Raw genomic sequence first — 14,147 nt, 5'->3', positions numbered from 1 at the left:
AAGAAACTAGAAAAAAAGCGAACGATTATTTTTAAGTATAGAAAGCCATTCTAGCAGTTATTGTTCTATTGTATAGTATGATAGACTGACAGAAGAAAGAGAATACCAGTTCTCCTTTCCTTAGCACTATGGGAAAGCAATGACACAAATACGAAGTAGGAGGAACTCATGCAAATCCCACAACTTTATACGAAAACTTCCTATTCTTTATTGAAAAGTACGTTAACGATCAGCGACTATGTGGCGTCAGCGAAAGCGCGCGGGTACACTGCTGTCGCGATCACTGATGAAAATGTGTTATACGGTGCGGTGGAGTTTTTCCAAGCGTGCCAAAAAAATCAAATGATAGGGATCATCGGGCTGGAATTGGATTTTTATTATGGGGAATCCACGGAGCGCGTGGTGCTTTATGCCAAGAATGTGGCTGGGTATCAGGAATTGATGCGTTTATCCAGTACGCGTATGATGGCTGAAAAACCGTTACCTTTGCAGGAATATAACTTAAACAGGGAAAATCTAATCACCGTTCTTCCCGTTGACGGATTATCTAATCCAATGGACGCTGTTTTTTCAGCCTTCGGGGAAATAGGCGAGGGTAAAAGGTATTTAGGTATCTCGCCTGCCACAAACCTGTCGTCGCTGCCGAAAAGCTTGCCGAAAATCGCGATCCATGAAGTTGCCTATTTGGACACGACGCAAGCTTTTGCGATCAAGGTCATGAATCATATTCAAAACGGGAATCAAATTCCGCGGGAAGAACTGACCAATCAGCTCGGAGACAATTATCTGCTGGAGATGCAGACACTGGCGGACAGCTTCGAGGAGGAAGAAGCGGTGAGGCATGCGCAGCAATTAGTCGAGCAGTGTCAATTTGAGTTGCCGCTGCATCAAAAATTATTGCCTCATTATCCGGTCCCTACACAGCAGACGGCAGACGCCTATCTGCAAGAGCTTTGCTGGCAAAAGCTGCCGGAACGAATCGCAGACGTCACCGATGACTATCGCCAACGTCTGACCCGTGAATTGGGCATCATCCATAATATGGGGTTCGATGACTACTTCTTGATCGTTTGGGACGTGATGGATTATGTCCATCGCAGCAAAATCGTGTCGGGTGCCGGTCGTGGATCAGCAGCAGGCTCCTTGGTCGCATACGTCTTGAGCATCACGGATGTTGATCCGATCAAGTATGACCTATTGTTTGAACGTTTTTTGAATCCCGAACGAAATAGCATGCCGGATATCGATTTGGATATTCCTGATAACCGCCGGAGTCAAGTGCTGCATTACGTCCACGAAAAATATGGGCATTTCCATGTCTCACAAATCGCGACATTTGGGACGATGGCAGCGAAAATGGTGCTGCGGGATGTAGGTCGTGTGTTCGGCTTATCCCAAAGTGAAGCCAATCGCTGGTCCAAAGCCATTCCCAGTCAGTTGAAAATTACCTTGCGAGAAGCCTATGACAAATCCGAACCGCTAAAACGATTGGTCGCCAGCGATGAACGCAGTGACCTGCTTTTCCAAACGGCTCTGACGCTGGAGGGCTTGCCTCGACACGTATCGACGCACGCAGGGGGAGTCGTGATCAGCGATGTGAATTTGATGTCCGTCGTGCCATTGCAAAACGGGTCTGAAGATATCCTGCTGACACAATTCACCATGACAGACGTTGAAGCGATCGGGCTTTTGAAAATGGATTTTTTAGGTTTGCGAAACCTCTCGATCATTGACAATGCGCAGCAAAATATTCGACGCGTCTACCGTGAGGAATTGAATTTGAAAAATGTCCCATTAGACGACCTGGAGACTTTGGCCTTGTTCCAACGAGGAGAAACTAGCGGTGTGTTCCAATTTGAATCGGCTGGTATCCGCAAAGTGTTGCGCAATCTCCATCCGACCTCTTTTGAGGATATCGTGGCGGTCAACGCATTGTATCGACCAGGACCGATGCAAATCATCGACCAATTCATTGCACGAAAAAATGGACGAGAACAAGTCACGTATCCAGATGTTTCTGTTGAAAAGATTTTGGCGCCGACTTACGGGTTTATCGTCTATCAAGAGCAGATCATGCAAGTCGCGGCTCAGATGGCGGGCTTTACTCTAGGGGAAGCCGACATCTTGCGTCGTGCCGTCAGTAAGAAGAAAAAAGACCTGTTAGATGAAGAAAGACGTCATTTTGTCAGTGGTGCCGTTTCCCGCGGACACAGTCAAAAAAGTGCGGAAGAAGTCTATGATTATATCGAGCGCTTTGCTAATTACGGCTTCAACCGTTCGCATTCTGTCGCGTATTCCTTTATCGGTTATCAAATGGCCTACATGAAGGTCCATTATCCGGGGGCTTTTTACACGGCGCTCATGCAGTCGGTGCGAAACGACCCTAAGAAGCTGCGGGAGTATATCGCAGAAGCGAATCGAGCAGGGGTCAAATTATTGCCGCCAGACATCAACCGCAGCAGCTACAGCTTTACTCTAGTAGAAAAGGACGTGATCCGATTCGGGCTGGATGCCATCAAGGGCATGCGACGGGATTTTGTCAGCGACGTCATCACCACTCGGAAAGAAGAGGGAGCCTTCAAGTCACTGGATGATTTCCTGCTGCGAATCGAAACCCGCTGGCTGAAGAATGAATACGTAGCCCCGTTGATCTATGTAGGCGCCTTTGACGCACTCCATGCCAATCGAAAAGAGTTAGCAGATGGGCTAGAAGGCAAGATCCAAAACGTGCAATACAGCGGCGGGAGTATGTCCTTGCTGGATGTCATGAGTTTGAAGGAGCGTCCTTCCGACGATTTCTCGTTGGCAGAACGTCTGGATTACGAGGAACAATACCTTGGGTTGTATGTTTCCGGTCACCCGACTGAAAACTACCCGAAACTATTGAAACAAAGGGATCTGCTGCCGATCACGGAGCTCACGGTGGGAAATCACGGAAAGATTCTCTTCTATTTAAAAGATATCCGTGAGATCCGCACCAAAAAAGGGGAGCAGATGGCATTTCTAACAGGGAATGACCAAAGCGGCGAAATCTCCTTGACCATTTTTCCGCAACCTTATCGACGCCTCCGCAACGAACTAGAGCTGGAAAAGGTCTATTATGTGCAAGGCAAAGTCGAACGCAGCCGGTATGACCAGGCACTTCAACTGCTGGTAGAAGAGTTGGTATTGGCACAGACGGCAGAAGATGCGATCAGCGACCGGACCCTCTATTTGAGAGTGCAGGCGGAGCAAGATTCGCCTGAAATCCAACAAGGAATTGCCGAAAGATTGCAATTGGCCCCCGGAAAAGTGCCCGTAGTGATCTATTATGAAAAAAGCAAACGGAAGATTGTGCTGGATAAAAAGTTTTGGGTGGGGGTTAATGACACCCTCTTAAATGCTTTAAGTGACATATTAGGGGAACAAAACGTCGTAATAAGATGATTTCTTGTAACTTTCAAAAACTTTTTTCAAAATACGCGCTTTTCCCATAGACATCCCAAGACTTTTGGGATGTTTTTTGGTAGAATGTACCATGAATTACACGATGTATGTTTTTTGAGAATACTTATGAGGTGAGAAAATGAAACGCATTGGAATTTTAACAAGTGGAGGAGACGCTCCCGGAATGAACGCTGCTGTTCGTGCAGTGGTTCGTAAAGCGATTTTTGAAGGCATGGAAGTTTATGGCATCAATTATGGTTTTGCCGGTTTAGTCGCTGGTGATATCCGTCGTTTAGACGTTGCAGATGTCGGCGATAAGATCCAACGAGGCGGAACTTTCTTATATTCAGCTCGTTACCCAGAATTTGCTACAGAAGAAGGGCAATTAAAAGGGATCGAACAATTAAAAAAATTCGGTATCGAAGGCCTAGTTGTTGTCGGTGGTGACGGTTCTTATCACGGAGCGATGGCGTTAACAAAACACGGCTATCCAGCGGTTGGTATCCCAGGAACGATCGATAATGACATTCCAGGAACAGACTTTACTGTCGGGTTCGATACAGCGATCAACACCGTGCTAGAATCTGTCGACCGTATTCGTGATACAGCGACTTCACACGTTCGTACGTTCGTTATCGAGGTTATGGGACGTAATGCAGGCGATATCGCTTTATGGTCAGGTGTTGCTGGTGGTGCTGACGAAATCGTCATTCCAGAACACGAATTCGACATGGCGAAAATCGCGAAGAAAATCCAAGCAGGCCGCGACCGCGGGAAGAAACATTGCTTGATCATCCTTGCTGAAGGTGTGATGGGCGGAAATGAATTCGCGGATAAATTAGCGGAATACGGCGACTTCCATACACGTGTCAGTGTATTAGGTCACGTTGTTCGTGGCGGCGCTCCAAGTGCACGCGACCGTGTCTTGGCAAGCAAATTTGGTTCATACGCTGTTGACTTGCTTTTAGAAGGCAAAGGCGGATTGTGTATTGGTATCAAGGACAATGAAGTGGTTGCTGCTGATATCGTCGACGCATTAGAAAACAAAAAACACAAACCAGATCTTTCTTTATATGATCTAAACAACGAAATCTCATTTTAATCTCGTTAATAATAGTGAAAGCTATATATTATAAACAATCAAGAATGGAGCGTATTACGTAATGAAAAAGACGAAGATCGTTAGTACATTAGGACCAGCAAGCAACACGGTTGAAACAATCTCAGAATTAATTGAAGCTGGTGCTAACGTGTTCCGTTTCAACTTCTCACACGGAGATCACGAAGAACAATTATCACGTATGCACATGGTTCATGAAGCAATTGAAAAAACTGGTAAAGACGTTGGTATTCTTTTAGATACAAAAGGTGCTGAAATCCGTACAACTGTTCAAGATACAACAGAAGCAGACTATGGTCGTGCTGGATATATCGAATTTAACGTAGGCGACAAAACACGTATCTCAATGGATTCTGAATTGAAAGGTACAAAAGAAAAAATCGCTGTTACTTACCCTGGCCTATTCGACGATGCACATATCGGCGGACACATCTTATTCGATGATGGCTTGATCGACATGGAAATCGTTGACAAAGACGATGCAAACCGTGAATTGATCATGGTCGTTAAAAATGCAGGTATGCTAGGTTCTCGTAAAGGGGTAAACGCTCCTGGAATCTCAATCAACTTACCTGGTATCACTGAAAAAGATGCAGACGATATCCGTTTCGGTTTGGATAACGACATCAACTTCATCGCTGCAAGTTTTGTACGTAAAGCACAAGACGTTCTTGATATTCGCGAAATTTTAGAAGAAAAAAATATGACACACGTGCATATCTTCCCTAAAATCGAATCACAAGAAGGAATCGATAACATCGATGAAATCATCAAAGTTTCTGATGGTATCATGATCGCTCGTGGAGACATGGGTGTTGAAATCGCTCCTGAATTAGTACCAATGGTTCAAAAACGCATCATCAAAAAATGTAACTATGCAGGCAAACCGGTTATTACAGCCACTCAAATGTTAGAATCAATGCAAGAAAACCCACGTCCAACACGTGCGGAAGCATCTGACGTTGCCAACGCTGTATTTGACGGAACAGACGCTACAATGCTTTCTGGTGAATCTGCAAATGGTAAATACCCAGTTGAAGCTGTTGGCACAATGGCTCGTATCGACATGGAAGCAGAAGCTGCTTTGTCAGAACTAGGTTCATTCCAAATCAACGAATTTGACAAATCAAATGTGACTGAAACAATTGGTTTATCTGTTGCACGCGCTGCGAAAAACTTAGGCGTTAAAACAATCGTTGCTGCTACTGAATCAGGCCACACAGCTCGTATGATCTCTAAATACCGTCCAGATGCTGACATCTTGGCTGTCACATTCGACGAACATACAAAACGCAGCTTGATGGTTAACTGGGGTGTCTTCCCAACAGTTGCTGAAAAACCAACAACAACTGACGAAATGTTCGACTTAGCTGCTCAAAAAGCTGTTGACTTAGGTTTCGCATCAGAAGGCGACTTGATCTTGATCACTGCTGGTGTACCAGTTGGCGAACGTGGAACAACCAACGTTATGAAAGTTCAAATGATCGGTTCTAAATTGTTACAAGCACAAGGAATCGGCGAATCAACAGTCGTTGCCCATGCAGTCGTAGCAAAATCTGCTGACGAAGCAATCAAAAATGCAAAAGACGGTATGGTCTTAGTTGTACCAACAACTGACAAAGACTACATGCCAGCGATTGAAAAAGCTGCTGCATTGATCGTTGAAGATGGCGGCTTGACTTCGCACGCTGCAGTTGTCGGTATCGCTCAAGATATCCCTGTGATTGTGGGTGCGAAAGACGCAACTTCAACAGTTGTTGACGGCGAATTAGTCACTGTTGACCCTCGTCGCGGTATCGTTTACCGTGGACAAACTACAGCTATCTAAACCATTAGATCGTTGTTTTTAAAGGAAATGTGGGGACTGCGACATGTTTATGTCACAGTCCTTTTCTATGAAGAATACAGAGGATGGCGCATTGTCGATATTTCTATGATACCTATAAGCTTAGCTAGCTCAGTAATAAGGTGAGAATTTTTCTGACGTAAAATTCTTTTTATTTTCGTACGCATACCATTTTTCTAATCACGCTAAAGCGTGAAGAAAAACTGGCAAAGCTTTTAAGTATGTCTGGCTTCCCGAACTAGATTTTTCAGCAATAAGCGAAAATATTTTGAAATTTGAAAAGCAATTTAAAAATATTTTAGTCTTATTGCTCAAAATCTGAACGAGTTCGTCCAGCCTTTCGAGGTGTCTAGCTTTCTGAGCTAGCTTTATCGACATTAAGCGAAAATTTATATAAATCTGAGAAACGATTTTTATAAATTTTAGTCTTAATGCTCAAAAGCTGACCAAGCTCATAAAGCTTTTAAGGGTGTCAAGAAAATTTCATTGACAAAGGTTTTTTCCACCTGTATAATATCGATTGTTGCTTAGAGGTGATGAATGATGAAATGGTCGATTGGCGAATTGCGCCGCTATAAAGAAGAAGCACTAAATTTTTCAGAAACGATCGATGTGAATGAGGCGTTGACAGCCCGTGATAACGAGGTCTTAGCAGTAGCTCCGGTTGCTGTAGAAGGAATCTTATCTGTCGGAAAAAATGAATATATTTTACATTATCGTTTGAAAACTGTTGTAACTGTTCCTTCAGCCCGCTCCTTGGAACCAGTTGATCTGCCACTTGATCTTTCAGTGGACGAAGTATTCATGACACGGGAGCAATGGTCTTCTATGGAAGAAGAACGGGATGAAGAGATCCTTGTCCTAGACACGGATACGATCGACTTGACCGATTCTATCGAAGACAACATTTTATTAGCGATTCCGATGCAAGTTTTTTCTGAAAAAGAATTACGCACGACTGATTTGCCGAAAGGAAACGATTGGGAAGTCGTCAGTGAAGAAGACTACTTACAGAAAAAAGAAGAGGTCGCTGAAACAATTGATCCTCGTCTTGCGAAATTATCTGAGCTGTTCAACGAATCAGAAGATGACAAGTAAGATTGGAATAAAATGTATCACTAATGATACTTCATTTTATAAGGAGGTGTAACACCCAATGGCAGTACCAGCTAGAAAAACATCAAAAGCTAAAAAGAACAAACGTCGTACTCACTACAAATTGACCATTAAAGGATTAAACGAATGTCCTAACTGTGGCGAAATGAAGAAGAGCCATCACGTATGTGCCAACTGCGGCTACTATGATGGAAAAGATGTTATGTCTAAAGAAGCATAAGCACTTTTTAATAGAGAAAGTCAAAACCTCAAGACTAACCATGGAGTCTTGAGGTTTTTTTCTTAGATTTTCAAGCGTCAAGCGCAGGCGATGCGAAAAGAACAGTCCACTCATTGGACATTCTGATCCGCACCGTCTTTACTGGGTGAAAAGCCGGACTTGTCAAATTTCGTTAAAGCCTTGGAAAAACATGGTGAAAAAAGACAAATAAAGCTTGCTTTTCTCAAAAAAACACTATTCATTTTCCATTCTCACTTTCTTAGGATATAATGAGAAACGTATTGAATAAATAAGTTGACTATACACAGTTCCAATAAAGGAATCACTGTTTATATGAATTGTTCGAATAGTCGCGCATTTGACCTGTGGAATCATTCAGTGAGTTTTCGTGGAGAAGCCATAGGGAGGATCACTCTTATTTTTTCCAATGGGAATTACAGCATGAACTAGGAGGATAACTATGTCAAAACAACAATTCGGCGTCGTAGGTATGGCCGTGATGGGAAAAAATCTAGCCTTGAATATTGAAAGCCGCGGATATTCTGTCGCTTTGTTCAACCGGACTGGGTCTAAAACTGAAGCGGTAGTCGCAGAGCACCCTGACCGTAACTTAAAAGCAACATTCTCAATCGAGGAGTTTGTAGAAGCGATCGAGAAACCACGTCGTATCCTTTTGATGGTGCAAGCAGGTCCAGCAACCGACGCAACTATCCAATCGTTGTTGCCGCATTTAGATAAAGGCGATATTTTGATCGACGGAGGGAACACCTTCTTCCAAGACACCATTCGTCGGAATGAAGAATTGTCGACTTCAGGAATCAATTTCATCGGTACAGGCGTTTCCGGTGGGGAAAAAGGCGCACTCGAAGGCCCTTCAATGATGCCGGGCGGACAAAGAGAGGCCTACGATTTGGTTGCGCCGATCTTTGAACAAATCGCTGCGAAAGCAGAAGATGGCGAACCATGTGTTACGTATATCGGTGAAAACGGTGCGGGCCATTATGTAAAAATGGTACACAACGGTATCGAATACGGGGATATGCAATTGATCGCTGAATCCTATGATTTGATGAAACATTTGCTAGGTCTTTCTGTTGACGAGATGGCAGAAGTTTTCTCAGAATGGAACAAAGGGGAACTAGACAGCTATCTGATCGAGATCACTGCGGACATTTTGACGCGCAAAGACGATGAAGGATCCGACGAGCCGATCGTTGATATGATCAAAGATGCTGCAGGAAATAAAGGTACTGGTAAATGGACATCACAAAGCGCCTTAGATTTAGGTGTGCCGCTGCCATTGATCACAGAATCTGTTTTTGCTCGTTTCATTTCTGCCTATAAAGAAGAACGTGTCGAAGCCAGCAAAGTTCTTTCTGGACCAGCTCCTTATAAATACGAAGGCGATAAGAAAGAATTAATCGAAAAAATCCGTGAAGCCTTGTATTTCAGTAAAATCATGAGCTATGCGCAAGGGTTCTCTCAATTACGTGTTGCATCAAAAGAATACGACTGGGATTTGCCATTCGGCGATATCGCGAAAATCTGGCGTGCCGGCTGTATCATTCGTGCACGTTTCTTGCAAAAGATTACAGATGCTTACGACAAAGATGCCGATCTTGCGAACTTGATGCTCGATGACTACTTTAAAGAAATCACTGAAAAATACCAACAAGCCGTTCGTGAAGTTGTGGCGATCGCTGTTCAAGCAGGGGTCCCTGTACCAACATTCTCATCTGCCATTACGTATTATGATTCTTACCGTGCGGAACGTTTGCCAGCAAACTTGATCCAAGCACAACGGGATTACTTCGGTGCCCACACCTATGAACGGATGGATAAAGAAGGAATTTATCACTATAGTTGGTACCACGAAGAATAGCAAAAGTTATTTATAACATTTAGTGATAACTAGCTATAGCTTTTTGACAGGTTTAGCCCTATAATAATAGAGGTTTAATGAAATTCAACTTGGAAAGGAACTAAAAAAATGAGTAATATTCTGATCATTGAAGATGAGAAAAATCTAGCTCGTTTTGTCGAACTAGAATTGAAACACGAAGGCTATGATACAGAAGTTCATTATAATGGTAGAACAGGACTCGAAGCCGCTTTAGAAAGTGACTGGGATGCAATCTTACTTGACTTGATGCTTCCTGAATTGAATGGTCTGGAAGTTTGCCGCCGTGTTCGTCAGGTGAAAAACACACCGATCATCATGATGACAGCCCGTGACTCTGTGATCGACCGCGTTTCTGGATTAGATCACGGTGCCGACGACTATATCGTCAAACCTTTTGCGATCGAAGAATTATTGGCGCGTTTACGTGCGTTGCTTCGTCGAATTGATATCGAAGGCGATAAGAATGTTGCTAAACAAACGACGATCACTTATCGTGACTTAACGATCGAAAAAGAAAATCGTGTCGTACGTCGCGGAAATGAAATCATTGAATTGACCAAACGTGAATACGAATTGCTATTGACGCTTATGGAAAATGTCAACGTTGTTCTTGCCCGGGATGTTTTACTTAACAAAGTTTGGGGTTACGAAACAGAAGTAGAAACCAACGTAGTGGATGTATACATTCGTTACTTGCGGAATAAAATTGATGTACCAGGCGAAGACAGCTATATTCAAACCGTCCGTGGTACTGGTTACGTTATGCGCTCATGAGAAAATTTATCAAGAAACAAAGAGAACTGAAGGGGCCCTCACTCACCATCAAGTGGGCCTTTACAAGTTCTTTCTTTATATTCGTCGTTTTTACGATCTTCGCTGTGATCACGTATAAATCCTCCGTGAATTTGATCGTCACTAAAGAAAGAACCAACGTCGAGCGAACGATCTCTGAAGTGACTTCTCGTCTGGCAAATGCGGATGAAGAGCTGACACTTGTCAATACGTATCGGACATTGACGGAAACAGACGCGCAAGACAATGCGATGTACGATCAAAACATGACATTAGAAGGCAACATGATGCGCATTGATGACTTTATTTCTGAACTCGGTCAGCGTCAATTGTCTCTGGATATCTACAATTTAGATAAGAAACTGATCTTTAAAACACAAAAGGATTACCAGCCCTTAGTTCAAACGAAGCACAAGGCGCCTACGATCGTTACCGTGGATGAAAAGAACGGCTTTTTATCTGTAGAGCCGATTTATTCTAAAAAGACTCGGGAAAAGATTGGTTATGCTCAAGTCTTTTATGAGCTGTCTGATTTTTACGAGATGCGCAGCAAACTGCTGCTGACGCTGATTGTCCTGGAGATCGTTTCGCTATTGTTGAGCAGCTTTTTAGGGTTCCTGTTATCTTCCTATTTCTTAAAACCTGTGAAGATTTTACGAGACACCATGGAAATCATTCGACAAGACCCTCAAGCCGAGGTGCATGTGCCTGAAATTACAACCAATGATGAGTTATCTGATCTGGCGGTGATTTTCAACGATGTGATTGATCGCATCCGCATGTACATCGAGCAGCAGGAACAATTTGTTGAGGACGTCTCTCATGAATTGAGGACACCTGTGGCAGTCATCGAAGGCCATTTGAATATGCTGAACCGTTGGGGCAAAGACGATCCGGAAATTTTGGATGAATCGATCCAAGCCAGCTTACAAGAACTGGTTCGTATGAAGAGTCTTGTGCAGGAGATGCTTGACCTGTCTCGGGCAGAACAAGTCGATGTCTATTATGGAAACGAAACGTCGAAAGCAAAAGAAGTGACGAACCAAGTATTCAATAACTTCAAATTACTGTATCCTGAATTTACATTTACCTTGGACGACGATCTAGATGGTGAGAAGATACTCAAGATTTACCGCAATCATTTGGAGCAAATCATGATTATCATTCTAGACAACGCTGTAAAATACTCCACAGATCGAAAAGAAGTTCATCTTTCTGTTTCATCTACTCTAAACAAGTTTGAAATCGCGATACAAGATTTCGGTGAAGGAATTCCTGACGAGGACATTGATAAAGTCTTTAACCGTTTTTATCGTGTCGATAAAGCACGCGCGCGGACCAAAGGCGGGAATGGCCTGGGACTGTCAATCGCCCATAAACTTTTAGAGAGCTACAAAGGAAGTATCAGTGTCGAAAGTTCAGTTGGTAAGGGAACTATTTTTAGAATTTTTATCCCAATGATGGAAGAAAAAACAGCCGAGTAATACTTGGCTGTTTTTTTATGCGAAAGTTGCAAAGGAATTCAAGATAAGATAGCGTTATTTTTGTTTTAAAATCGAACGTTATTTTGGAGTTTCAAATGAACGTTCGAAAAATAAAAAAGATTGAAAAAAATCACAAAAAATAGTTGCATTAATGGTTGAAGATTGCTATATTATTAAATGTTCCCAAGAGATAAAAACATCTCGAAAAAAGTTAGAAATAATTGTTGACGGATGGAAAATCTTGTGGTATTTTTATAAAGTCGCTTGAACGAAATGCGAAGCAAATTTGTTTTTTTATCAAAAAGTTTTTAAATAAAAGTTGTTGACTTTTAAATAAAAACCTGATATGATATAAAAGTTGCTGAAACAAAGCGACAAACAACGTAGACCTTTGAAAACTGAACGAATAAAACAAACCAAATGTGTAGGGCGCTTCTATTCTATAGAAGCAAACAACATAGCAAGCAATATGCTAGCAAGTCAATTATTAAATTGAGCTTAACAATCGCAAGATTGTTTCAAACACTTTATATGAGAGTTTGATCCTGGCTCAGGACGAACGCTGGCGGCGTGCCTAATACATGCAAGTCGAACGCTTTTTCTTTCACCGGAGCTTGCTCCACCGAAAGAAAAGGAGTGGCGAACGGGTGAGTAACACGTGGGTAACCTGCCCATCAGAAGGGGATAACACTTGGAAACAGGTGCTAATACCGTATAACAATAGAAACCGCATGGTTTCTATTTGAAAGGCGCTTTTGCGTCACTGATGGATGGACCCGCGGTGCATTAGCTAGTTGGTGAGGTAACGGCTCACCAAGGCAACGATGCATAGCCGACCTGAGAGGGTGATCGGCCACATTGGGACTGAGACACGGCCCAAACTCCTACGGGAGGCAGCAGTAGGGAATCTTCGGCAATGGACGAAAGTCTGACCGAGCAACGCCGCGTGAGTGAAGAAGGTTTTCGGATCGTAAAACTCTGTTGTTAGAGAAGAACAAGGATGAGAGTAAAATGTTCATCCCTTGACGGTATCTAACCAGAAAGCCACGGCTAACTACGTGCCAGCAGCCGCGGTAATACGTAGGTGGCAAGCGTTGTCCGGATTTATTGGGCGTAAAGCGAGCGCAGGCGGTTTCTTAAGTCTGATGTGAAAGCCCCCGGCTCAACCGGGGAGGGTCATTGGAAACTGGGAAACTTGAGTGCAGAAGAGGAGAGTGGAATTCCATGTGTAGCGGTGAAATGCGTAGATATATGGAGGAACACCAGTGGCGAAGGCGGCTCTCTGGTCTGTAACTGACGCTGAGGCTCGAAAGCGTGGGGAGCAAACAGGATTAGATACCCTGGTAGTCCACGCCGTAAACGATGAGTGCTAAGTGTTGGAGGGTTTCCGCCCTTCAGTGCTGCAGCTAACGCATTAAGCACTCCGCCTGGGGAGTACGACCGCAAGGTTGAAACTCAAAGGAATTGACGGGGGCCCGCACAAGCGGTGGAGCATGTGGTTTAATTCGAAGCAACGCGAAGAACCTTACCAGGTCTTGACATCCTTTGACCACTCTAGAGATAGAGCTTCCCCTTCGGGGGCAAAGTGACAGGTGGTGCATGGTTGTCGTCAGCTCGTGTCGTGAGATGTTGGGTTAAGTCCCGCAACGAGCGCAACCCTTATTGTTAGTTGCCATCATTTAGTTGGGCACTCTAGCGAGACTGCCGGTGACAAACCGGAGGAAGGTGGGGATGACGTCAAATCATCATGCCCCTTATGACCTGGGCTACACACGTGCTACAATGGGAAGTACAACGAGTCGCGAAGTCGCGAGGCTAAGCTAATCTCTTAAAGCTTCTCTCAGTTCGGATTGTAGGCTGCAACTCGCCTACATGAAGCCGGAATCGCTAGTAATCGCGGATCAGCACGCCGCGGTGAATACGTTCCCGGGCCTTGTACACACCGCCCGTCACACCACGAGAGTTTGTAACACCCGAAGTCGGTGAGGTAACCTTTTGGAGCCAGCCGCCTAAGGTGGGATAGATGATTGGGGTGAAGTCGTAACAAGGTAGCCGTATCGGAAGGTGCGGCTGGATCACCTCCTTTCTAAGGAAATAGTTCATCTTAGATGAACGTTACGGAAACTACACAGGCTTGCTTTTTATTCGTTCAGTTTTGAGAGGTCTACTCTCAATTTTATATCGGGGCCTTAGCTCAGCTGGGAGAGCGCCTGCTTTGCACGCAGGAGGTCAGCGGTTCG

At 43.9% G+C, this 14,147-nt stretch carries 8 protein-coding genes, 1 tRNA gene and 1 rRNA gene (1 of these 10 running past the window's edge); all 10 read left to right on the top strand.

Annotation, left to right across the window (positions count from 1 at the left end; all coding sequences use genetic code 11):
- The first annotated feature begins 168 nt into the window (after nucleotides 1-168).
- Entirely contained in the window at nucleotides 169-3,426 is a 3,258-nt protein-coding gene (locus tag IGI66_RS08095; protein WP_438848418.1) for a DNA polymerase III subunit alpha, read from the top strand.
- A 139-nt stretch (nucleotides 3,427-3,565) separates the two neighbouring features.
- Nucleotides 3,566-4,528, top strand: coding sequence for a 6-phosphofructokinase (gene pfkA / locus IGI66_RS08090; RefSeq protein ID WP_010780578.1), 963 nt, complete (start codon nucleotides 3,566-3,568; stop codon nucleotides 4,526-4,528).
- 61 nt (nucleotides 4,529-4,589) lie between these two features.
- On the top strand, nucleotides 4,590-6,374 hold the full coding sequence (gene pyk / locus IGI66_RS08085) for a pyruvate kinase (protein WP_010780579.1): 1,785 nt from the start codon (nucleotides 4,590-4,592) through the stop codon (nucleotides 6,372-6,374).
- A gap of 561 nt (nucleotides 6,375-6,935) precedes the next feature.
- Nucleotides 6,936-7,490 (top strand): YceD family protein, encoded by a 555-nt coding sequence (locus tag IGI66_RS08080; protein WP_438849286.1) that lies wholly within the window; start codon nucleotides 6,936-6,938, stop codon nucleotides 7,488-7,490.
- Between the two features lie 58 nt (nucleotides 7,491-7,548).
- Nucleotides 7,549-7,728 carry a 50S ribosomal protein L32 gene (gene rpmF, locus IGI66_RS08075; protein ID WP_010740070.1) on the top strand — a complete coding sequence of 60 codons (180 nt, stop codon included), beginning with the start codon at nucleotides 7,549-7,551 and terminating at the stop codon, nucleotides 7,726-7,728.
- 460 nt (nucleotides 7,729-8,188) lie between these two features.
- Nucleotides 8,189-9,610, top strand: coding sequence for an NADP-dependent phosphogluconate dehydrogenase (gene gndA, locus IGI66_RS08070; RefSeq protein WP_010780581.1), 1,422 nt, complete (start codon nucleotides 8,189-8,191; stop codon nucleotides 9,608-9,610).
- A 108-nt stretch (nucleotides 9,611-9,718) separates the two neighbouring features.
- Nucleotides 9,719-10,405: a response regulator transcription factor gene (locus IGI66_RS08065; protein WP_010740068.1), complete on the top strand. Its 687-nt coding sequence runs from the start codon at nucleotides 9,719-9,721 to the stop codon at nucleotides 10,403-10,405.
- Entirely contained in the window at nucleotides 10,402-11,907 is a 1,506-nt protein-coding gene (locus IGI66_RS08060) for a HAMP domain-containing sensor histidine kinase (RefSeq protein ID WP_010780582.1), read from the top strand. The genes IGI66_RS08065 and IGI66_RS08060 overlap by 4 nt, the downstream gene beginning before the upstream one ends.
- A 527-nt stretch (nucleotides 11,908-12,434) precedes the next feature.
- Nucleotides 12,435-13,993 (top strand): 16S ribosomal RNA (locus IGI66_RS08055).
- A gap of 97 nt (nucleotides 13,994-14,090) precedes the next feature.
- Nucleotides 14,091-14,147, top strand: a tRNA-Ala gene (locus IGI66_RS08050); it runs 16 nt beyond the window's last position.

The organism is Enterococcus sp. AZ048 (genome assembly GCF_051715125.1).
In the GTDB taxonomy this organism is placed as follows: Bacteria; Bacillota; Bacilli; order Lactobacillales; family Enterococcaceae; genus Enterococcus_A; species Enterococcus_A gilvus.
This window is presented reverse-complemented; position numbering and strand designations above follow the sequence as displayed.

Coding starts and splice junctions, on each gene's coding strand:
- IGI66_RS08095 (WP_438848418.1), top strand. CDS start 169: ATGCAAATCCCACAACTTTATACGAAAACTTCCTATTCTTTATTGAAA.
- IGI66_RS08065 (WP_010740068.1), top strand. CDS start 9,719: ATGAGTAATATTCTGATCATTGAAGATGAGAAAAATCTAGCTCGTTTT.
- IGI66_RS08060 (WP_010780582.1), top strand. CDS start 10,402: ATGAGAAAATTTATCAAGAAACAAAGAGAACTGAAGGGGCCCTCACTC.
- rpmF (WP_010740070.1), top strand. CDS start 7,549: ATGGCAGTACCAGCTAGAAAAACATCAAAAGCTAAAAAGAACAAACGT.
- gndA (WP_010780581.1), top strand. CDS start 8,189: ATGTCAAAACAACAATTCGGCGTCGTAGGTATGGCCGTGATGGGAAAA.
- pfkA (WP_010780578.1), top strand. CDS start 3,566: ATGAAACGCATTGGAATTTTAACAAGTGGAGGAGACGCTCCCGGAATG.
- pyk (WP_010780579.1), top strand. CDS start 4,590: ATGAAAAAGACGAAGATCGTTAGTACATTAGGACCAGCAAGCAACACG.
- IGI66_RS08080 (WP_438849286.1), top strand. CDS start 6,936: ATGAAATGGTCGATTGGCGAATTGCGCCGCTATAAAGAAGAAGCACTA.